Source organism: Pseudomonas sp. zfem002, from assembly GCF_032621685.1.
GTDB classification, from domain to species: domain Bacteria; phylum Pseudomonadota; class Gammaproteobacteria; order Pseudomonadales; family Pseudomonadaceae; genus Aquipseudomonas; species Aquipseudomonas japonica.
In genome coordinates this window covers 106808-126741 of sequence record NZ_JAVYJH010000010.1, presented here as the reverse complement: position 1 = coordinate 126741, position 19934 = coordinate 106808, and the positions used below count along the sequence as shown (strand labels likewise).

Below are 19934 nucleotides of genomic sequence, written 5' to 3'. Positions count from 1 at the left end.
CGCCGGTCATTGGGCGACGGGCGCGTGAAAAAAGGTAAAACCTATCCCTGGCCGCGGCACCACTGCGCGGGGTCGGTCGGCCGGCCCTGCTGGCGGATGGCGAAGTACAGCGCCGGCGTGCTCTGGCCACCGCTGTTGCCGACGGTGGAGATCGCTTCACCGGCCTTGACGATGTCGCCAGCGTCCTTGAGCAGGGTCTGGTTGTGACCGTAGAGGCTGAGGTAACCGTTACCGTGGTCGAGAATGACCAGAAGCCCGGCTCCGCGCAACCAATCGGCGAATACCACGCGCCCGCCGTGCACCGCATGCACCTGGCTGCCGGCCGAGGCGCTGATCATCACCCCGTCCCATCTGGCCCGGGCGTCGTCGCCGCGGGTTTCGCCGAAGCGTGCCAACAGTCGACCATTGACCGGCCACGGAAGTTTTCCCTGTGCCGCGGAAAATGCGCCGCCGTACACCGCGCCGTCGCTGGAAACCAGCGGGCCCGGGGTCTTCACTGGCTTCTTCGGCTCGTCGTCCTGTGCCTGGCGGGCGGCGAGGGCGGCCTCGCGCTGGCGTTTCTTCTCGGCTTCCTGCTCGGCCAGCAGCGCACGCTGGCGCGCTTCCTCGGCTTCGCGGGCCTGGCGGGCGAGGGTTTCCTCGATGGTCTTGAGCACCTTGCCCAGCTCGGCCTGCTCCTGTTCGCGGGCGGCGAGCTTCTGGTCGTTGTTCTTCAGGTTGCTGTTGACCTTGGCGAGGATCTCCTGGCGCTCGGCGCGGACCTTTTCCAGTTCCTGGCGCTGGGCGTCGAGGGTGCCTTGCTGGACCAGGAGCTGGGCCTGCTGCCGGGCGATGTCCTGTTCGACGTTGGCCAGCTGGCGCAGGGTTTCGTTGAAACTGCGCAACTGGGCCATGCGCGCCTGGCTCAGGTAATCGTAATAGGTCAGGGTCCGGGCGAATTTCTCCGGGTTCTGCTGGTTGAGCAGCAGCTTGAGGTATTCCTCGCGGCCGTTGTTCTGGTACGCGGAGCGGGCCTGGATGGCGATCAGGCGTTGCTGTTCGAGGCGGGCGGACTGGAGTTTCTTCTTTTCAGTGTCGAGGCGCTCCAGTTCGCCCTCGCTCTTTTTTAGTTCTTTCTGCAGGTCCTCCACCTGCTTCTCCAGCTTGCCGATGTCGGTTTCGGTGCCGCGCAGGTCCTTCTGCACGCCGGATTTCTCTTCCTGCAGCTGGCCGAGCTTCTTTTTCAGCTCGGCGATGTCCTGGCGCGTGGCGTCCAGTTGTTGCTGGGTTTGCGCGCGCTCGTCGGCGAAGGCCGGGCCGAGCAGGCAGGTCAGGGCTAGAACGATCAGGGCGCGAAGCATGGAATGGCGATAACCAGGGGATGGAGACCGGCCTAGTATGCCCGCCGCTGGCGCCAAAAAAAACGCCCCGATGGGGCGTTTGTCTGGAAATCCGGGGCCTCTGGCCCAATGCACGACCATTGTAGGAGCTGGCTTGCCTGCGAAGGACCGCAAAGCGGGCCCAGATCTCACCGCCATCGGGGACCGCTTTGCGGTCCTTCGCGGTGGTTCGTCACACGACAAGCCACGCTCCTGCACCACTCGCGCAAGCCCGTCAGGCATCAACCAGAATGCTGGTACCGGTCATTTCCTGCGGAATCTCCATGCCCAGCAGGGTCAGCATGGTCGGCGCCACATCCGCCAGCACGCCGCCGTCACGGACCTTCAGGTCACGCTTGCCGTAATAGATGAACGGCACCGGCTCGGTGGTGTGGGCGGTGTGCGCCTGGCCGGTGCACTCGTCTTCCATCTGCTCGACGTTGCCGTGGTCGGCGGTGATCAGGGCTTCGCCGCCGACCTTGTCCAGCGCCTCGACGATGCGCCCGACGCAGCCATCCAGGGCTTCCACGGCCTTGACCGCGGCCTCGAACACGCCGGTGTGGCCGACCATGTCGCCGTTGGCATAGTTGACCACAATCACGTCATAGCGCTGCTGCTCGATGGCCTCGACGATGCGGTCGGTGACTTCCGGGGCGCTCATTTCCGGTTGCAGGTCATAGGTGGCGACCTTCGGCGACGGGATCAGGATGCGCTCTTCGCCGGCGAAGGGCTCTTCGCGCCCGCCGGAGAAGAAGAAGGTGACGTGGGCGTATTTCTCGGTTTCGGCGATGCGCAGCTGGGTCTTGCCGTTGTTCGCCAGGTATTCGCCGAGCACGTTGTTCAGGCTGCTCGGGGCGAAGGCCGCCGGCGCCGGGATCTTCGCCGAGTATTGGGTCAGGCCGATGTAGGCCGCCAGCTTCGGCAGGCGCGCACGCGGGAATTCATTGAAGTCGGCCTCGACGAACACGCGGGAGATCTCGCGGGCGCGGTCGGCGCGGAAGTTCATGAAGATCACGGCGTCGCCGTCCTCGACCTTCACTGCCTCGCCGATGCGGGTGGCCTTGACGAATTCGTCGCTCTCGTCGCGGGCGTAGGCTGCTTCCAGGCCGGCGACGGCGCTGTCGGCGCTGTATTCGGCGACGCTGTCGACGATCAGGTTGTAGGCGGCGCTGACGCGGTCCCAGCGGTTGTCGCGGTCCATCGCGTAGTAGCGGCCGATCAGGCTGGCGATGCGGCCCTTGCCCAGTTTGGCGAAGGTGGCGTCGAGCAGTTCGATGGACGATTGCGCGCTGCGCGGCGGGGTGTCGCGACCGTCGAGGAAGGCGTGCAGGTAGATGCGCTCGGCACCCCGTTGCGCGGCCAGTTCGGCCATGGCCACGAGGTGGTCCTGGTGGCTGTGCACGCCGCCGTCGGAGAGCAGGCCGAGGATGTGCACGGCCTTGCCGGCGCCGACTGCCTTGTCCACCGCGCCGGTGAGCACGGGGTTGGCGAAGAACTCACCGTCGCGAATGGCCTTGGTCACGCGGGTGAAGTCCTGGTACACGACCCGGCCGGCGCCGAGGTTCATGTGGCCGACCTCGGAGTTGCCCATCTGCCCGTCGGGCAGGCCGACATCCATGCCGGAACCGGAGATCAGGCCGTGCGGCTGGGTAGCGCGCAGGCGATCGTAGACCGGGGTGTTGGCGGCATAGATGGCGTTGTACTCAGGGCTTTCGCTGTGACCGAAACCATCCAGGATGATCAGGACCAAAGGCTTGGGCGTGCTCGTCATCAAAATCTACTCACGGTTGTAGATGAGAAAGGACCGCATTTTAGGGCAAATTGGTCAGCTGTGACGAATTCCGCGTATCGGTAGGCCGACGGACTGTAGCGCGCAGATGAGAATTGCTGTCGACAACAGCGTGCGGCGGGCTTTGGCGGCCCATGGCTGCTGTGTATACTGGCCGACATTTTTAATGACCTGGAACACCCTCCGATGGTTGCTCATCTGATTGAATTCGCGACAAATCACTATCCGCTGGTTGCTATCTTCCTCGTTCTGCTGGTCCTGCTGATCGTCACCGAAGCGCGCAAGGGCGGCCGCAGCCTGAGCAACGGCGAGCTGACCGCGCTGGTCAACGGCGACAAGGGCCTGGTGATCGATATCCGTTCGAGCAAGGAATACTCCGCCGGCCACATCGTTGGCGCGCTGAACATCCCGCAGGACAAGGTCGCCGCACGCATCGGCGAGCTGGAAAAGCACAAGGGCAACAAGACGCTGATCGTAGTCGACAACATGGGCCAGCACGCCGGTGCCGTCTGCCGCGACCTGCTCAAGGCCGGCTTCACCGCCGCCAAGCTGTCGGGTGGCGTGTCCAGCTGGAAAGCCGACAACCTGCCGCTGGTGAAGTGACATGACCCAGGTCACCGTCTACTCCAGCGACTACTGCCCTTACTGCATCCGCGCCAAGCAGTTGCTGGCGAGCAAAGGCGTGGCCTTCGAAGAAATCAAGGTCGATGGCAAACCCCAGGTGCGCGCGGACATGGCCCAGAAGGCCGGCCGCACCTCGGTGCCGCAGATCTGGATCGGCAATACCCACGTCGGTGGTTGCGACGACCTCTATGCGCTGGAGCGCGCCGGCAAGCTCGACGCCCTGCTCAACGCCTGAAATCCCAAACCCTCTAAGACCCTGCAAGGAAGGATCTGCCATGACCGAGCAAAACAACGGCGCTGCCGAAGACAACGCACCACAATTCTCCCTGCAGCGCATCTACGTGCGTGACCTGTCGTTCGAAGCGCCGAAAAGCCCGGCGATCTTCCGTCAGCAGTGGGAACCGAGCGTTGCCCTGGACCTGAACACCAAGCAGAAAGGCCTGGAAGGCGACTTCCACGAAGTGGTCCTGACCCTGTCGGTCACCGTGAAGAACGGTGACGAAGTGGCCTTCATCGCGGAAGTGCAGCAGGCCGGCATCTTCCTGATCAAGAACCTCGATGCCCCGTCGATGAGCCACACCCTGGGTGCGTTCTGCCCGAACATTCTGTTCCCGTACGCCCGTGAAGCCCTGGACAGCCTGGTCACCCGCGGTTCGTTCCCGGCGCTGATGCTGTCCCCGGTCAACTTCGACGCCCTGTACGCGCAGGAAATGCAGCGCATGCAGGAAGCCGGCGAAGCGCCTTCGCTGCAGTAAGCGATGCCGGAATGAAAAAACGCCCTTCGGGGCGTTTTTTTATGGTGAAACGGATGGCCTTGTCGCGGGCAACGCCCGCTCCCACAGATCTCGCGCACACCACCGAACCTTGTGGGAGCGGGCGTTGCCCGCGATGCTCTTTCAGGCGAAACCCTGCTGGCGCCAGGCCTCGTAGACAGCCACCGCCACGGTATTGGACAGGTTCAGGCTGCGGCACCCCGGCCGCATCGGCAGGCGCAAGCGCTGCCCGCTCTCCAGGGCATCCAGCACCTCCGCTGGCAAGCCGCGGCTCTCCGGTCCGAACAGGAAGGCATCGCCCGGCTCGAACGCCACCTCATGGAACGGCTGCGAACCCTTGGTGGTGAAGGCGAACAGACGCGGCTGGCCGAGGCTTTCCAGGCACGACGCAAGGTCGGCATGGCGCTTGAGCGTGGCGTACTCGTGATAATCCAGGCCCGCGCGGCGCAGGCGCTTGTCGTCCAGCTCGAAGCCGATCGGATCGATCAGGTGCAGATCGCAGCCGCTGATGGCGCAGAGCCTGATAATGTTGCCGGTATTCGGCGGAATTTCTGGTTGAAAAAGGATCACGTGAAACATGCACGGCTCCGAGCATAAAGATGACGCGCATTCTACTCCTGACGAGCCGGAACCGCGTTCGAAATACTGGCCCCGCTTCCTCTTCTCCCTGGCCCTGTTCGGCCTGCTGGTGGGACTGATGATCGGCCGCCTGACCACGCCGGAGCCCCGTGAGCTGGAACGCATCGAGGTGGTCGCCGGCGGCCTCGACCTGTGGTTCAACGAAGAGCCGAAGCTGCATGGCGAGATGGTCGATGGCACCGTGGCGCTGCTGTTCGATGCACAAGGGAAGCCCGCGAAAGGCCAGTTGAGCTTCGCCGACCGACCGGTGAGCTGGCGGCTGCGCAAGACGGATGGGGGATTGTTGTTGAGCCTGGTGGCGGCCCGTCCACTGCAGGCCCGCTGGGCGGGTGAGTCAGTGGAGGACCGCTGGCGAGTGCAGGTGAGACTGCACGAATAAAAGAGGGGATTCCCCGGCCTGCCTGTACCAAGGTCCCCAAAACTGGAGATGTGTGTATTAATGCAGGCGTTGTGCCAACTTTGCGAAAGCCAGTAAATACAAGGCTTTCCGGGTATCTGGCGGGGAATTCCAGGGGTATTTCCAGGGTTTTTGCCTTGCGGCGGTGCGCCGCGGGCGATTTCGGTTCAGGAATGGGGCATTCACGCCGTTGTCCGGCTGAAACGACTGCGGGGCCGGGCCTGCTCACGATCATGTCGTGGCAGGCGCCGGCCCCGCGTCCTTCCAGCAGGCGAATCAGGACTCTTCGTCTTCTCCCTCGTCGCCGCCATCCACCTTCATGCCCAGCTCCTTGATCTTGCGGGTCAGGGTGTTGCGTCCCCAGCCCAGCAGCACGGCGGCGTCGCGACGACGACCGGCGGTGTGCTTGAGGGCGGTCTCGATCATGATCCGTTCGAAGCTCGGCACGGCGCTGTCGAGCAGGCTCGACTGGCCGCGGGACAACGCCTGGTCGGCCCACTGGCGCAGCGCCTGCTCCCAGTTGGTCACGGGCGCAGCGTCCTGCGGCAGGCTCAGCAGCTCCGGCGGCAGGTCACCGATATGCACTTCGCGGCCCGAAGCCATCACGGTGATCCAGCGGCAGGTGTTTTCCAGCTGGCGCACGTTGCCCGGCCACGGCAGGTTGCGGATGAACTCTTCGGTCTCCGCCTTGAGCAGCTTGGGCTCCACCGCCAGTTCCTGGGCGGCGCGGCCGAGGAAGTGGCGGGCCAGGGTCGGGATGTCTTCGCGACGATCGGCCAGGCGCGGGATATGGATGCGGATCACGTTCAGACGATGGAACAGGTCTTCGCGGAACTTGCCGGCCTGGACCAGGGTTTCCAGGTTCTGGTGGGTCGCGGCGATGATGCGCACGTCGACTTTCACCGGGGTATGCCCGCCGACCCGGTAGAACTCGCCATCGGCCAGGACCCGCAGCAGGCGGGTCTGGGTGTCGGCGGGCATGTCGCCGATCTCGTCGAGGAACAGGGTGCCGCCATCGGCCTGTTCGAAACGGCCGCGGCGCAGGTTGGCGGCGCCGGTGAAGGCGCCTTTTTCATGGCCGAACAGCTCGGACTCCATCAGGTCCTTGGGGATCGCCGCCATGTTCAGGGCGATGAACGGCGCCGCGGCGCGCGGGCTGTGGCGGTGCAGGGCATGCGCCACCAGCTCCTTGCCGGTCCCGGATTCGCCGTTGATCAGCACGGTGATGTTGGAGTGGCTGAGGCGACCGATCGCGCGGAACACCTCCTGCATCGCCGGCGCCTCGCCGATGATTTCCGGGGTGCGGGTCAGGGTCGGGACGACGTCCATGCCCTGTTGTTCCTGGGCATGCTGGTTGGCGCGCTTGACCAGCGACACCGCTTCGTCGACGTCGAACGGCTTGGGCAGGTATTCGAACGCGCCGCCCTGGTAGGACGCCACTGCGCTGTCCAGGTCGGAGTGGGCGGTCATGATGATCACCGGCAACCGTGGATGCTGCTCGCGGATCTGTGCCAGCAGGTCCAGGCCGCTGGCGCCGGGCATGCGGATGTCGGAGATGATCACGTCCGGCTGCTGGCGGGACAGGCGGCTCATGACGCCGTCGGCACTGTCGAAGCTTTGCGTGGTCATGCCTTCCTGCTGCAAGGCTTTTTCCAGGACCCAGCGGATGGAGCGGTCGTCGTCGACGATCCAGACAGTTTCACTACGGCTCATGAGGAAGCGGCTCCTTGTTCCAGTGGCAGGAAGATCGAGAAGGTGGTGTGACCCGGGTGGCTGTCACACTCGATCAGGCCCTGGTGCTGGCTGATGATGTTCTGGGTAATGGCCAGGCCCAGTCCGGTGCCGTCCGGGCGACCGCTGACCATGGGATAGAAGAGGGTGTCCTGCAGTTCCGCGGGAATGCCGGGGCCGTTGTCGATGATCTCGATCCGGGCCACCAGGCGATGGCGGATATGGCCGATGGTGAACTGGCGCATGGCCCGGCTGCGCAGGGTGATGCGCCCCAGGCGCAGTTCGTTCTGCGCGCTGATGGCCTGCATGGCGTTGCGCACGATGTTGAGCACGGCCTGGATCATCTGTTCGCGGTCGATCAGCACGTCCGGCAGGCTCGGGTCGTAGTCGCGGACCAGGGTGATGCCGCCCTGGCTCTCCGCCTCGACCAGGCTGCAGACCCGTTCCAGCACTTCGTGGATATTGGTCGGCGCGAGCAGCGGCAGCTTGTTCGAGCCGAGCATGCGGTCGACCAGGTTACGCAGGCGGTCGGCTTCTTCGATGATGACGTTGGTGTAGTCCTTCAGCCCTTCGTCGGGCAGTTCGCGGGCCAGCAGCTGGGCGGCGCCGCGGATGCCGCCGAGGGGGTTCTTGATCTCGTGGGCCATGCCGCGCACCAGCATCTTGGTGGTTTCCTGCTTGGACAGCTGGGCTTCTTCCTTGGTGATGCGCAGCAGGCGGTCACGCGGATGAACTTCGAGCAGGAGCAGGGTGCGCCCGTTGTTGAGGATCGGCGTGACGGCGTAATCGACGGTCAGGCTCTGTCCGGTCAACGAGGTGAGCTGGGCTTCGCGCTTGGTGAACGGGTGCGCGTGCTCCACCGCCTGGCGCAGCGAGTTGAGGGCCTCGGTGGACTCGGTGAACAGTTCGCTGATGAATTGACCATGGCTGCGCTGGCCGCTGATGGCCAGGAGCATTTCCGCCGCCGGGTTCATGTACTCAAGGCGCAGGTCGGCGTTGAGCAGGATGGTGGCGGTGGTCAGGTTGTCCAGTAGCAATCGGTGCAGTGCATCGCTGATGGTCATGCGGCTTCTTTGACCTCTTTTGGCACATGTCGGACCTGGCGATGGCCAGGGGCGCGAACGCTGGTAATCCGCTGAACCCGGGAAAATGCAAAAAGCAAACCAAGGCTCCGAAAAGAAGCGGAAACCCCGGAAAAACCCCTGGATCTGCCCGAAAAAGGCCTACAAAGACCTGAATTTGCGGATTTCGTGACCCAAAATGGGCTGAGTGGCACCAGCGAACGCGAGTTTGCGCACCAATATAGAGCATAGGCGGGATGAGTCAGGTTTCTGCGCAAAGACGACCGCTCGCCCGGGTCAGCGCCACCCGCCGCAGCGGGTCGCTGCCGCGTTGTTGCAGGGCTTGCGCCAGCACTTGTTCGCAGCGTGGCGGCCTTTGCTGGTCGAAGGCTGCCAGGCGGGCCAGCAGTTCATCGCGCAGGTGGTCGAGACGCGGGCGTAGCTGGCTGCCGAGATCGCGGCGCGGAATCTCCGGTGCGCGTCCCTCGGCGTGCCAGCCCGACAGTGCACCATATTGAAGCAGCCTGTTGGCTTCGATCTGATCGGCGAAGAAATCCGCGGCTCGCTGTTCGTCCAGGCCATGGCTGGAGGACTGCCGTCGGGCCTGATCCAGCACCTGGCGCTCGCGCGGGGCGACCTGCACGGGATGGCCGTGGTCCCATTTGTACAGGGCCACCGCCTCGGCCAGGTCGAGGCGCTGGTCGATGCTGTCGAGCAAGGCAGTCAGGGTGCTGGGCGCCGCAGTGGAAAAGGTCTGGCTGCTGGCGGGGGCCTGCTGCGCCTTTTCCGCCAGCGGCAAGCCCGGGGTTCCGGCGTAGAACACGATCAGCTCGGCGCCCTGGCTGCCGCTGCGCCCGCGGTGCACGCGATCCATGACTTCGGCCAGGGCCTCGCCGGCCTGTACCCGCGTGCGCTGGCCCTCGCGGGTTTCCACCTGCAGTTCGCCTGCCAGCAGGTAGCCGGCGTTGGGCGACGGATGGCGATGCCAGTCCAGGGTGGTATTGGGCGGGATGCGGATCTTCAGCAGGCTCAGTTCGGGCGTGCCAGTCGCATAGCTCGGGTAGGGCGAGCCGTCCCAGGCGGCGCTGGCGCGGAGCAGGAGCTGCGTTTCGGTGGTGTCGCTGGAGGGCGTGGTGCCGCAGGCGCTGATGAAGGCCAGCAGGCTGAGCAGGGAAAGGCGGCGAATCATGGCGTGGCCTCGCTGAAGGGGAAGCGGGCCAGCATGGGTGACCTGGAAAGGCTGAACTATCAGCCGGGGAGTCACCGCCTGTAAGAAAAAGGCCTCCCGAAGGAGGCCTTTTCCGACTACGTCGCTTGCGCGAGCGTCACTGGATCAGCAGCTGTAGTACAGATCGTATTCCAGTGGGTGTACGAAGGTGCGAACCTTGATTTCTTCTTCCGATTTCAGCGCGATGTAGGCATCGATGAAGTCGTCGGAGAATACGCCGCCCTTGGTCAGGAAGGCGCGGCCCTTGTCCAGCTCTTCCAGGGCTTCTTTCAGGCTGCCGCAAACCTGCGGGATTTCCTTGGCCTCTTCAGGCGGCAGGTCGTACAGGTTCTTGTCGGCGGCATCGCCTGGGTGGATCTTGTTCTGGATACCGTCCAGACCGGCCATCAGCAGGGCAGCGAAGGCCAGGTACGGGTTGGCAGCCGGGTCCGGGAAGCGTGCTTCGATACGACGGGCTTTCGGGCTGCCGACGTAAGGAATACGGATCGAGGCGGAACGGTTGCGCGCCGAGTAGGCCAGCATTACCGGAGCTTCGAAACCTGGAACCAGACGCTTGTAGGAGTTGGTTGCCGGGTTGGTGAAGCCGTTCAGGGCCTTGCCGTGCTTGATGATGCCGCCGATGAAGTACAGGGCGGTGTCGGACAGACCGGCATAGCCTTCGCCGGCGAAGGTGTTCTTGCCGTCTTTCCAGATCGACATGTGGACGTGCATGCCCGAGCCGTTGTCGCCGTACAGAGGCTTCGGCATGAAGGTCGCGGTGCGGCCGTAGGCATCGGCAACGTTGTGCACGACGTATTTCAGGGTCTGAACTTCGTCAGCCTTCTTCACCAGGGTGTTGAACTTGACGCCGATTTCGTTCTGGCCGGCAGTCGCCACTTCGTGGTGGTGAACTTCGACGGACTGACCCATCTCTTCCAGTGCGTTGCACATGGCGGTACGGATTTCGTGGTCGTGGTCGAACGGCGGAACCGGGAAGTAGCCGCCCTTGACGCCTGGACGGTGGCCTTTGTTGCCGCCTTCGACGTCCTGGTCGGACATCCAGGAGCCTTGTTCGGAGAAGATCTTGAACATCGAGCCGGAGATGTCGGACTTGAACTTCACTTCGTCGAAGATGAAGAACTCAGGCTCTGGACCGGCGAACACGGTGTCACCGATCAGGGTGCTTTTCAGGTATTCCTCGGCGCGCTTGGCGATCGCACGTGGGTCGCGATCGTAGCCTTGCATGCTGGAAGGTTCGATGATGTCGCAGACCAGGATCAGGGTCGGCTCTTCGGTGAACGGGTCCAGGACGGCGGTGTCGTCGACCGGCATCAGGATCATGTCGGATGCTTCGATGCCTTTCCAGCCAGCGATGGAGGAACCGTCGAACATCTTGCCGACTTCGAAGAAGTCGTCATCCAGCGCATCACGGGCTGGCATGGTCACGTGGTGCTGAGTGCCGCGGGTGTCAGTGAAGCGCAGATCAATCCATTTAACGTCATGATCTTTGATGAGTTGAACCGACTTCGACATAGTGTCCTCCGGGTGGGGTAGAGCGTGCCTGTGCAGCCCTTCAATTTGGGTGATGCCGGGCGCGAATAGTCGGCCAGGGCAACCTGCATCACAAGGGAGCAAATTGCATGCCAGTGCCCGGAAATGGGATTTATGCCCCCTTTTCTCGCGTTTCAGCCCTTTCTGTAGGAAATCTCGATTTTTTCTGCACTCTTTAGATGCGCAAAAAAGCCAGGGCGAACCAAAATGGTGCATCGTAAAGCGATCGGACAAAAGTTGGTCAAACCTTGAGCAATTTCCGCTATAATCCGCGCCCCCCTTTTTCGGCTGGCCGCTCGCGCGCTGTTTTTCATGAAACTGATCGTCAAAGTCTTTCCAGAAATCACCATCAAGAGCCGCCCGGTCCGCAAGCGGTTCATCCGTCAGCTCGGCCGTAACATCCGTGCCGTGCTGCGTGAACTCGATCCCGAGGTCAAGGTCGACGGCGTCTGGGACAACCTCGAAGTGGTCACCCGCATCGAGGACGAGAAAGTGCTGCGCGAGATGACCGAGCGCCTGACCTGCATGCCGGGGATCGCGCATTTCCTGCAGGTCGACGAATACCCGCTGGGCGACTTCGACGACATCGTCGCCAAGTGCAAGACGCATTTCGGCCACCTGCTGGCCGGCAAGCGCTTCGCCGTGCGCTGCAAGCGCGGCGGCCACCACGATTTCACCTCGATGGACGTCGACCGCTATGTCGGCAGCCAGCTGCGCCAGCAGTGCGGCGCAGCCGGCATCGACCTGCGCACCCCGGAAGTGGAAGTGCGCATCGAGATCCGCGACAAGCGCCTGTACGTGATCCACAACCAGCACAAGGGCATCGGCGGCTACCCGCTGGGCGCGCTGGAGCAGACCCTGGTGCTGATGTCCGGTGGCTTCGACTCCACCGTGGCGGCCTTCCAGATGATGCGCCGCGGCCTGATGACCCACTTCTGCTTCTTCAACCTCGGCGGCCGCGCCCATGAGCTGGGGGTGATGGAAGTCGCCCACTACCTGTGGAAGAAGTACGGCAGCAGCCAGCGCGTGCTGTTCGTCAGCGTGCCGTTCGAGGAAGTGGTCGGCGAGATCCTCGGCAAGGTCGACAACAGCTACATGGGTGTGACCCTCAAGCGCATGATGCTGCGCGCCGCCACCAAGGTTGCCGACCGTCTGGAAATCGATGCGCTGGTGACCGGCGAGGCGATTTCCCAGGTGTCCAGCCAGACCCTGCCGAACCTCGCGGTGATCGACTCGGCCACCGAGAAGCTGGTGCTGCGCCCGCTGCTGGCCAGCCACAAGCAGGACATCATCGACCAGGCCAACCAGATCGGCACCGCCGAGTTCGCCAAGCACATGCCGGAATACTGCGGCGTGATCTCGGTGAACCCGACCACCTGCGCCAAGCGCCACCGTGTCGACCATGAAGAGAAGCAGTTCGACATGGACGTGCTGGAGCGCGCCCTGGAGCGCGCCCGCTACATTTCCATCGACAACGTGATCGACGAACTCGGCCAGGACATCCAGGTCGAAGAGCTGAGCGAGGCCCTGCCGGGCCAGATCGTCATCGACATCCGTCACCCGGATGCCCAGGAAGACGAACCCCTGAAGCTCGACGGCATCGAAGTCCAGGCCGTGCCGTTCTACGCCCTGAACAGCCGCTTCAAGCACCTGGATGGCAACCGTCAGTATTTGCTCTATTGCGATAAAGGTGTCATGAGCCGCCTGCATGCTCATCACCTGCTCAGTGAGGGACACGCCAATGTGCGCGTTTATCGCCCCGCCTAGGAAGCACGATGGCGACCGCTCTCGCCATCGTCCTCCCGACCGGATTTCCTGCTCCGACTACTGAAACCCGCTGCCCTGGCGGCGGCACCGAATACCTGAGATCGAGATACACACAGTGATTGAGAATCTGCGCAACATCGCCATCATCGCCCACGTTGACCATGGCAAAACCACCCTGGTCGACAAACTCCTGCGCCAGTCCGGCACCCTGGAGCGTAACGAGCTCAACGACGAGCGCGTCATGGACTCCAACGACCAGGAAAAAGAGCGCGGCATTACCATTCTGGCGAAGAACACCGCCATCAACTGGAATGGCTACCACATCAACATCGTCGACACCCCCGGCCACGCCGACTTCGGTGGCGAGGTAGAGCGCGTGATGTCGATGGTCGACTCCGTGCTGCTGCTGGTCGACGCCCAGGACGGCCCTATGCCGCAAACCCGCTTCGTGACCAAGAAGGCCTTCGAAGCCGGTCTGAAGCCGATCGTCGTGATCAACAAGGTCGACCGTCCGGGCGCGCGTCCTGACTGGGTTCTGGACCAGATCTTCGACCTGTTCGACAACCTCGGTGCCACCGACGAACAGCTGGACTTCAAAGTCGTCTACGCCTCGGCCCTGAACGGCATCGCCGGTCTGGACCACACCGAGATGGCCGAAGACATGACCCCGCTGTACCAGTCGATCGTCGACAACGTGCCTGCGCCGGCCGTTGACCGCGATGGTCCGTTCCAGATGCAGATCTCCGCTCTGGACTACAACAGCTTCCTGGGTGTGATCGGTGTTGGCCGTATCGCCCGTGGTCGCGTCAAGCCGAACACCCCGGTGGTCGCCATCGACACCGACGGCAAGCGCCGCAACGGCCGTATCCTCAAGCTGATGGGCCACCACGGCCTGCACCGCATCGACGTCGAAGAAGCCCAGGCTGGCGACATCGTCTGCATCAGCGGTTTCGACGAGCTGTTCATCTCCGACACCCTGTGCTCCCCGGACGCAGTCGAAGCGATGAAGCCGCTGACCGTCGACGAGCCGACCGTGTCCATGACCTTCCAGGTCAACGACTCGCCGTTCTGCGGCAAGGAAGGCAAGTTCGTGACCTCCCGCAACATCAAGGAGCGTCTGGACAAGGAGCTGCTGTACAACGTTGCCCTGCGCGTTGAAGAAGGCGACTCGGCCGACAAGTTCAAGGTTTCCGGTCGTGGTGAGCTGCACCTGTCGGTTCTGATCGAAACCATGCGTCGCGAAGGCTTCGAGATGGCCGTGGGCCGTCCTGAAGTGATCATCCGCGAAGTCAATGGCAGCAAGCACGAGCCGTTCGAAAACGTCACCATCGACATCCCTGAAGAATCCCAGGGCAAGGTCATGGAAGAGATGGGCCTGCGTAAGGGCGACCTGACCAACATGGCGCCGGATGGCAAGGGCCGTGTACGTCTGGAGTACAACATCCCTGCTCGCGGTCTGATCGGTTTCCGTAACCAGTTCCTGACCCTGACCAACGGTGCCGGCATCCTGACCTCGATCTTCGATCGCTACGACACCATGAAGTCCGGCCACATGTCCGGCCGTCTGAACGGTGTTCTGGTTTCGGTCGAAACCGGCAAGGCCCTGACCTACTCCCTGGAAACCCTGCAGGCGCGCGGCAAGCTGTTCGTCGAGCACGGCCAGGAGATCTACAACGGTCAGATCGTCGGTCTGAACAGCCGCGACAACGACCTGGGCGTCAACCCAACCAAAGGCAAGAAGCTCGACAACATGCGTGCTTCGGGCAAGGACGAGACCATCGCCCTGGTTCCGCCGGTTCGTTTCACCCTGGAACAGGCCCTGGAATTCATCCAGGACGACGAACTGTGCGAAGTCACGCCGAAGTCGATCCGTCTGCGCAAGAAGATCCTCGACGAAGGCGAGCGTACCCGCGCTGCCAAGAAAGCCAAGGCCAACTAAGCCAGGCTTGAAATGAAAAAGCCCCCGGTCGAAAGGCCGGGGGCTTTTTTTTACCTGCGCGGTCGGCGTGGGAGCGGATTCATCCGCGATTGGCCGCGAAGCGGCCATAAAACCTGTATCCCCGATATGTCGGACAGATTGGGGGCTCAGGGTTTACGACGGCTTTGCCGCCGATCGCGGATGAATCCGCTCCCACGCCGTCCGTGTTGAATCAAGGATCAGCGCGCCACCGGCTTCGGTTTGTACGCGCAGTACCCCGGCCGCGGCCCCACCCGTGGGTGGTTGCGGCAGGTGTCCGGGCGCTTGTCGTAAATGGTGCACAGGCGGCTCTTGCGATCCAGATAGAGGCAGTCGTCGTTGCTCATCCGGGTCAGGGTGAAGATCCCCGACTTCTGGTTGAAGCGCTCGACGATGCCGTCCTTCTGCAAGCGCTTGGCGATATTCTTCGGCGGCTCGCCGATTTCGAATTCATCCACCACGCCGATACGGATCAGGTCTTTCAACTTCACTTCCACCGGCAGGGTGCAGCAGGTGGACATGCAGCCGCCGCACATGTGGCTGGCGTACTTCTGCCACGTTTCGAGACGGTCGAGCTCGGCGGCGGCAATCAGGGTCGGTTTCATCAGGGGTCAGGCATATAGGTATAGGAAGGCGCGCGATCATACCGGAGTTGATCAAAATGTGAACAACCATTTGCGAAATCGTCCCTGGGCGGTCCCGCTTTTGCAGGGTTACCGGCGAACCAGCGGCAACGCTCTGTGTCGAACCGTCTAGGCTGTCTGATCTCCATCCGCAATCGCCAAACTCGCCCGAGGACACCGCATGTCTCAGGAATCGAATGCTCGTGACGCAGAGGTGGCGGCATTTCGCACCGCTGTGCTGGAAAAACTGACCTATGCGGTCGGCAAGGACCCGGAACACGCTTTCGACCATGACTGGTTCGAAGCCATCGCCCTGGCGGCCAGGGACCACATGGTCGATCACTGGATGGACCACACCCGGCAGATCTATCGCAAGAGCCAGAAGCGCGTTTATTACCTCTCCCTCGAATTCCTCATCGGCCGCCTGCTGTACGACAGCCTGAGCAACCTTGGCCTGCTGGACGTGGCCCGCGAAGCCCTGGAGGGGCTGGATGTCGATCTCGAACGCATCCGCCTGCTGGAACCGGACGCGGCGCTGGGCAACGGTGGCCTCGGGCGTCTGGCGGCGTGCTTCATGGAAAGCATGTCGACCCTCGGCATCGCCGCCCATGGTTATGGCATCCGCTATGAGCACGGTCTGTTTCGCCAGGCGGTGGTCGATGGCTGGCAGCAGGAGCAGACCGAGAACTGGCTGGACTTCGGCAACCCCTGGGAATTCGAACGGGCCGAGGTGATCTACCCGATCAGCTTCGGCGGTCGCGTCGAAACCGTCAGCGGCGGCGACGGCGAGCCGCGCCAGGTCTGGTGGCCGGCGGAAACCGTGCGCGCGGTGGCCTATGACACTCCGGTGGTCGGCTGGCGCGGCGCCAGCGTCAACACCCTGCGCCTGTGGCGCGCGCGGGCCCTGGAGGAGCTGCACCTGGAGCGCTTCAACGCCGGCGACCACCTGGGCGCGGTGGCCGAAGTGGCCCGCGCCGAAAGCATTTCCCGGGTGCTGTACCCGGCCGACAGCACCGAGGCCGGCCAGGAGCTGCGCCTGCGCCAGGAGTACTTCTTCGTCTCGGCCTCGCTGCAGGACCTGCTGCGCCGCCACCTGAACATGCACGACAGCCTGCTCAACCTGCCCGAGCAGGCGGCCATCCAGCTCAACGACACCCACCCGTCGATCGCCGTGGCCGAGCTGATGCGCCTGCTGGTGGACCAGCACGAGGTGCCGTGGGATACCGCCTGGCGCCTGACGGTGAACACGCTTGCCTACACCAACCACACCCTGCTGCCGGAAGCGCTGGAGACCTGGGCGGTCGGCCTGATGGAGCGCATGCTGCCGCGGCACATGCAGATCATCTACCTGATCAACGCCTACCATATCGATGCCCTGCGGGCCAAAGGCATCCACGACTTCGACGTGCTGCGCGCGGTGTCGCTGATCGAGGAAGACAACGGCCGGCGGGTGCGCATGGGCAACCTGGCGTTCCTCGGCTCGCACAGCGTCAACGGCGTGTCGGCGCTGCACACCAAGCTGATGCGCAGCACGGTGTTCGCCGAGCTGCACAAGCTCTACCCGGAGCGGATCAACAACAAGACCAACGGCATCACCTTCCGCCGCTGGTTGTACCAGGCCAACCCGGCGTTGACCCACATGCTCATGGATGCCCTGGGCGATGACGTGCTGGACAACCCGGAAACCAAGCTGCGCGGCCTCGAACCCTTTGCCGACAAGCCGGCGTTCCGCAAGAAATTCGCCGAGCAGCGCCTGCACAGCAAGCGCGCCCTGGCGAGCATCATCCAGGAACGCCTGGGCATCACGGTCAATCCGGAAGCGATGTTCGACGTCCAGGTCAAACGGATCCACGAGTACAAGCGCCAGTTGCTCAACCTGATGCATACCGTCGCCCTGTACCAGGCGATCCGCGCCGAGCCGGGCACCGACTGGGTGCCGCGGGTGAAGATCTTCGCCGGCAAGGCGGCGGCCAGCTATCACCAGGCCAAGCTGATCATCAAGCTGGCCAACGACATCGCCCAGGTGGTCAACAACGACCCCACCGTGCGCGGCCTGCTCAAGGTGGTGTTCCTGCCCAACTACAACGTCAGCCTGGCGGAAAGCATCATTCCGGCGGCGGACCTCTCCGAGCAGATCTCCACCGCCGGCTATGAGGCCTCGGGCACCAGCAACATGAAGTTCGGCCTCAATGGCGCGCTGACCATCGGCACCCTCGACGGTGCCAACGTGGAAATGTGCGAGCAGGTAGGCGCCGAGCACATGTTCATCTTCGGCCTGACCGCGCAGCAGGTGGAAAGCCGCAAGCGCAACGGCGATTTCGGCGCCAGCCCGATCATCGGCGCCTCGCACCGGCTCAACGATGTGCTCCAGGCGATCCGTGGCGGGGTGTTCTCGCCGGACGACCCGGCGCGCTACGTCGGCCTGGTGGATTCGCTGGTGGCCTACGACCGCTTCCTGCTCTGCGCCGATTTCGATGCGTACTGGGAGGCGCAGCGGCGGGTCGACGAACTCTGGCACGAGCCCAACCGCTGGTGGCGCTCGGCGGTGCTCAATACCGCGCGGATGGGCTGGTTCTCCTCGGACCGGACCATCGGCGAGTACGCCCGGGAGATCTGGACCGCCCTGGAATGAACGGCAGCGGCGCGGCGGGCGGCGGGAACCAGACGCCGAATGTGTCGTCTGATCGGGCAGGGCTGTCCTACTGCTCGCCCGCGCCGTGCTCTCCCTGTAAACTGCGTGGGATTTTTTCCTCCCCAATCCTCCGGAGCCATACATGTCCCGCGTTACCCTGAGTCGCTATCTGATTGAGCAGACCCGTAGCAACAGCACCCCTGCCGATCTGCGCTTCCTCATCGAAGTGGTGGCGCGCGCATGCAAGGAAATCAGCCACAACGTGTCCAAGGGCGCCCTCGGTGGCGTGCTGGGCAGCATGGGCACCGAGAACGTGCAGGGCGAAGTCCAGAAGAAGCTGGACGTGATCTCCAACGACATCCTCCTCGAAGCCAACGAGTGGGGCGGTCACCTGGCCGGCATGGCCTCGGAAGAGATGGACAATGCCTACCAGATTCCCGGCAAGTACCCGAAAGGCGCCTACCTGCTGGTCTTCGACCCGCTGGACGGCTCGTCGAACATCGACGTCAACGTCTCCGTCGGCACCATCTTCTCGGTGCTGCGCTGCCCCAACGAGTACCTGAGCCAGAACGAAAGCCTGAACGAAAAGGCCTTCCTCCAGCCGGGCACCAAGCAGGTCGCCGCCGGTTACGCGATCTACGGTCCGCAGACCATGCTGATCCTGACCCTGGGCAACGGCGTCAAGGGCTTCACCCTGGACCGCGAGCTGGGCAGCTTCGTCCTGACCCACGAGAACATCAAGGTGCCGGAAACCACCGCCGAGTTCGCCATCAACATGTCCAACCAGCGTCACTGGGAAGCCCCGGTCAAGCGCTACGTCGGCGAGCTGCTGGAAGGCGAGACCGGCCCGTTGAAGAAGAACTACAACATGCGCTGGATCGCTTCGATGGTTGCCGACGTGCACCGCATCCTGACCCGCGGCGGCCTGTTCATGTACCCGCGCGACGCCCGTGAGCCGGGCAAGCCGGGCAAGCTGCGACTGATGTACGAAGCCAACCCGATGTCCTTCATCATCGAGCAGGCCGGTGGTGCGTCCACCGACGGTACCCAGCGCATCCTCGACATCCAGCCGGACAGCCTGCACCAGCGCGTGGCGGTATTCCTCGGTTCGAAAGAGGAAGTCCAGCGCGTCACCGGTTATCACCAGGAGTAAACAGCCATGCTCGCACCTTGGCAGCCGTTGCTGGAGTGGTGGTTCGGATGGGGCACCAGTCCCCAGGACGTGGCTGACGAGAAGAGCACGCTGTGGTTCGGCAAGCACCACGACGCCGAGGCGCAGGAGCGCTTCGGCCCGCTGGTCGAGCAGGCCCTGGCCGGTGGTCTGGACGAGTGGCTGCAGAGTCCGCAGGGCTGGCTGGGGCTGGTCCTGCTGCTGGACCAGTTGCCGCGCATGATCCACCGCGACACGCCGCGCGCCTTCGACGGCGACCGGCGCGCTCAGGTGCTGGTGATGCAGGGCCTGGATCGGGCCTGGGATTACCAGCTGCTGCCGCTGCAGCGGGTGTTCATCCTGCTGGTGCTGGAGCATGCCGAGGTGCTGGACTGGCAGAACATCTGCGTCGAGCGCTACCAGGCCCTGCTGGCGGCGCAGCCGGCGGCGGATCGTCGCCTGTTCGAAGGCTTCCTCGACTATGCCGAGCAGCACCAGCGGGTGATTGCCCGGTTCGGGCGCTTCCCGCACCGCAACCTGGTGCTGGGGCGGCCGAGTACCAGTGAAGAGATGGATTTCCTGCTGGAGCCGGGTTCCCGGTTCTAGGAGCCGCGCCAACCTCGTAGGAGCGTGGCTTGTCGTGTGACGAACCACCGCGAAGGACCGCGCAGCGGT

Annotated in this window: 17 protein-coding genes; 9 read left to right on the top strand and 8 right to left on the bottom strand. The window is 63.6% G+C overall.

Annotation, left to right across the window (positions count from 1 at the left end; all coding sequences use genetic code 11):
- Positions 1–41: 41 nt before the first annotated feature.
- Both RTI28_RS13950 and gpmI read right to left on the bottom strand, forming a co-directional pair.
- Positions 42–1340, bottom strand: coding sequence for a murein hydrolase activator EnvC (locus tag RTI28_RS13950; RefSeq protein ID WP_316920967.1), 1299 nt, complete (start codon positions 1338–1340; stop codon positions 42–44).
- Between the two features lie 253 nt (positions 1341–1593).
- The gene (gene gpmI, locus RTI28_RS13945) at positions 1594–3129 is read right to left on the bottom strand and encodes a 2,3-bisphosphoglycerate-independent phosphoglycerate mutase (RefSeq protein ID WP_316920966.1); all 1536 of its coding nucleotides are present in this window, start codon (positions 3127–3129) and stop codon (positions 1594–1596) included.
- Positions 3130–3333: 204 nt separating this feature from the next.
- Here gpmI and RTI28_RS13940 point away from each other — a divergent pair, with 204 nt between their 5' ends.
- From RTI28_RS13940 to secB, 3 genes are read left to right on the top strand one after another with little or no spacing between them, the layout of a single operon-like run.
- Positions 3334–3750, top strand: coding sequence for a rhodanese-like domain-containing protein (locus RTI28_RS13940; RefSeq protein ID WP_316920965.1), 417 nt, complete (start codon positions 3334–3336; stop codon positions 3748–3750).
- A 1-nt stretch (position 3751) separates the two neighbouring features.
- Positions 3752–4006, top strand: a complete 255-nt coding sequence (grxC, locus tag RTI28_RS13935) for a glutaredoxin 3 (protein ID WP_316920964.1) — start codon at positions 3752–3754, stop codon at positions 4004–4006.
- Positions 4007–4046: 40 nt separating this feature from the next.
- A complete protein-coding gene (secB, locus tag RTI28_RS13930; protein WP_316920963.1) occupies positions 4047–4526 on the top strand; it encodes a protein-export chaperone SecB in 480 nt (159 codons plus the stop codon).
- Between the two features lie 141 nt (positions 4527–4667).
- Here secB and RTI28_RS13925 read toward each other — a convergent pair whose 3' ends face one another.
- Entirely contained in the window at positions 4668–5123 is a 456-nt protein-coding gene (locus tag RTI28_RS13925; RefSeq protein WP_316920962.1) for a tRNA (cytidine(34)-2'-O)-methyltransferase, read from the bottom strand.
- Between RTI28_RS13925 and RTI28_RS13920 the strand changes: the two genes are divergently transcribed.
- Complete coding sequence (locus RTI28_RS13920) at positions 5122–5562, top strand: hypothetical protein (RefSeq protein ID WP_316920961.1); 441 nt, start codon at positions 5122–5124, stop codon at positions 5560–5562. The genes RTI28_RS13925 and RTI28_RS13920 overlap by 2 nt on opposite strands.
- Before the next feature lie 294 nt (positions 5563–5856).
- Here RTI28_RS13920 and ntrC read toward each other — a convergent pair whose 3' ends face one another.
- From ntrC to glnA, 4 genes are all read right to left on the bottom strand, one after another.
- Positions 5857–7293: a nitrogen regulation protein NR(I) gene (gene ntrC / locus RTI28_RS13915; RefSeq protein ID WP_316920960.1), complete on the bottom strand. Its 1437-nt coding sequence runs from the start codon at positions 7291–7293 to the stop codon at positions 5857–5859.
- Positions 7290–8375, bottom strand: a complete 1086-nt coding sequence (glnL, locus tag RTI28_RS13910) for a nitrogen regulation protein NR(II) (RefSeq protein WP_042120528.1) — start codon at positions 8373–8375, stop codon at positions 7290–7292. The genes ntrC and glnL overlap by 4 nt, the downstream gene beginning before the upstream one ends.
- Before the next feature lie 259 nt (positions 8376–8634).
- Positions 8635–9561, bottom strand: a complete 927-nt coding sequence (gene aroQ / locus RTI28_RS13905) for a gamma subclass chorismate mutase AroQ (protein WP_316920959.1) — start codon at positions 9559–9561, stop codon at positions 8635–8637.
- Between the two features lie 144 nt (positions 9562–9705).
- Complete coding sequence (gene glnA, locus RTI28_RS13900; RefSeq protein ID WP_042120526.1) at positions 9706–11112, bottom strand: type I glutamate--ammonia ligase; 1407 nt, start codon at positions 11110–11112, stop codon at positions 9706–9708.
- Positions 11113–11442: 330 nt separating this feature from the next.
- Here glnA and thiI point away from each other — a divergent pair, with 330 nt between their 5' ends.
- The gene (gene thiI / locus RTI28_RS13895; protein WP_316920958.1) at positions 11443–12897 is read left to right on the top strand and encodes a tRNA uracil 4-sulfurtransferase ThiI; all 1455 of its coding nucleotides are present in this window, start codon (positions 11443–11445) and stop codon (positions 12895–12897) included.
- Positions 12898–13012: 115 nt separating this feature from the next.
- Complete coding sequence (gene typA, locus RTI28_RS13890; RefSeq protein ID WP_042120524.1) at positions 13013–14836, top strand: translational GTPase TypA; 1824 nt, start codon at positions 13013–13015, stop codon at positions 14834–14836.
- Between the two features lie 218 nt (positions 14837–15054).
- On the opposite strand, the gene RTI28_RS13885 is transcribed toward typA, so the two are convergent.
- Positions 15055–15459: a YkgJ family cysteine cluster protein gene (locus tag RTI28_RS13885; RefSeq protein ID WP_316920957.1), complete on the bottom strand. Its 405-nt coding sequence runs from the start codon at positions 15457–15459 to the stop codon at positions 15055–15057.
- A 199-nt stretch (positions 15460–15658) separates the two neighbouring features.
- Here RTI28_RS13885 and RTI28_RS13880 point away from each other — a divergent pair, with 199 nt between their 5' ends.
- From RTI28_RS13880 to RTI28_RS13870, 3 genes are all read left to right on the top strand, one after another.
- The gene (locus RTI28_RS13880; RefSeq protein ID WP_316920956.1) at positions 15659–18109 is read left to right on the top strand and encodes a glycogen/starch/alpha-glucan phosphorylase; all 2451 of its coding nucleotides are present in this window, start codon (positions 15659–15661) and stop codon (positions 18107–18109) included.
- 142 nt (positions 18110–18251) lie between these two features.
- Positions 18252–19262, top strand: coding sequence for a class 1 fructose-bisphosphatase (locus tag RTI28_RS13875; protein WP_042120520.1), 1011 nt, complete (start codon positions 18252–18254; stop codon positions 19260–19262).
- 6 nt (positions 19263–19268) lie between these two features.
- A complete protein-coding gene (locus RTI28_RS13870; protein WP_316920955.1) occupies positions 19269–19865 on the top strand; it encodes a DUF924 family protein in 597 nt (198 codons plus the stop codon).
- Positions 19866–19934 lie beyond the last annotated feature (69 nt).

Bases quoted from the DNA above. Each gene is read 5' to 3' on its own strand.
- RTI28_RS13870 (WP_316920955.1), top strand. From the start codon at position 19,269: ATGCTCGCACCTTGGCAGCCGTTGCTGGAGTGGTGGTTCGGATGGGGC.
- RTI28_RS13875 (WP_042120520.1), top strand. From the start codon at position 18,252: ATGTCCCGCGTTACCCTGAGTCGCTATCTGATTGAGCAGACCCGTAGC.
- RTI28_RS13940 (WP_316920965.1), top strand. From the start codon at position 3,334: ATGGTTGCTCATCTGATTGAATTCGCGACAAATCACTATCCGCTGGTT.
- secB (WP_316920963.1), top strand. From the start codon at position 4,047: ATGACCGAGCAAAACAACGGCGCTGCCGAAGACAACGCACCACAATTC.
- gpmI (WP_316920966.1), bottom strand. From the start codon at position 3,129: ATGACGAGCACGCCCAAGCCTTTGGTCCTGATCATCCTGGATGGTTTC.
- glnL (WP_042120528.1), bottom strand. From the start codon at position 8,375: ATGACCATCAGCGATGCACTGCACCGATTGCTACTGGACAACCTGACC.
- RTI28_RS13920 (WP_316920961.1), top strand. From the start codon at position 5,122: ATGCACGGCTCCGAGCATAAAGATGACGCGCATTCTACTCCTGACGAG.
- glnA (WP_042120526.1), bottom strand. From the start codon at position 11,112: ATGTCGAAGTCGGTTCAACTCATCAAAGATCATGACGTTAAATGGATT.
- RTI28_RS13950 (WP_316920967.1), bottom strand. From the start codon at position 1,340: ATGCTTCGCGCCCTGATCGTTCTAGCCCTGACCTGCCTGCTCGGCCCG.
- RTI28_RS13880 (WP_316920956.1), top strand. From the start codon at position 15,659: ATGTCTCAGGAATCGAATGCTCGTGACGCAGAGGTGGCGGCATTTCGC.
- thiI (WP_316920958.1), top strand. From the start codon at position 11,443: ATGAAACTGATCGTCAAAGTCTTTCCAGAAATCACCATCAAGAGCCGC.
- RTI28_RS13885 (WP_316920957.1), bottom strand. From the start codon at position 15,459: ATGAAACCGACCCTGATTGCCGCCGCCGAGCTCGACCGTCTCGAAACG.
- grxC (WP_316920964.1), top strand. From the start codon at position 3,752: ATGACCCAGGTCACCGTCTACTCCAGCGACTACTGCCCTTACTGCATC.
- RTI28_RS13925 (WP_316920962.1), bottom strand. From the start codon at position 5,123: ATGTTTCACGTGATCCTTTTTCAACCAGAAATTCCGCCGAATACCGGC.
- aroQ (WP_316920959.1), bottom strand. From the start codon at position 9,561: ATGATTCGCCGCCTTTCCCTGCTCAGCCTGCTGGCCTTCATCAGCGCC.
- ntrC (WP_316920960.1), bottom strand. From the start codon at position 7,293: ATGAGCCGTAGTGAAACTGTCTGGATCGTCGACGACGACCGCTCCATC.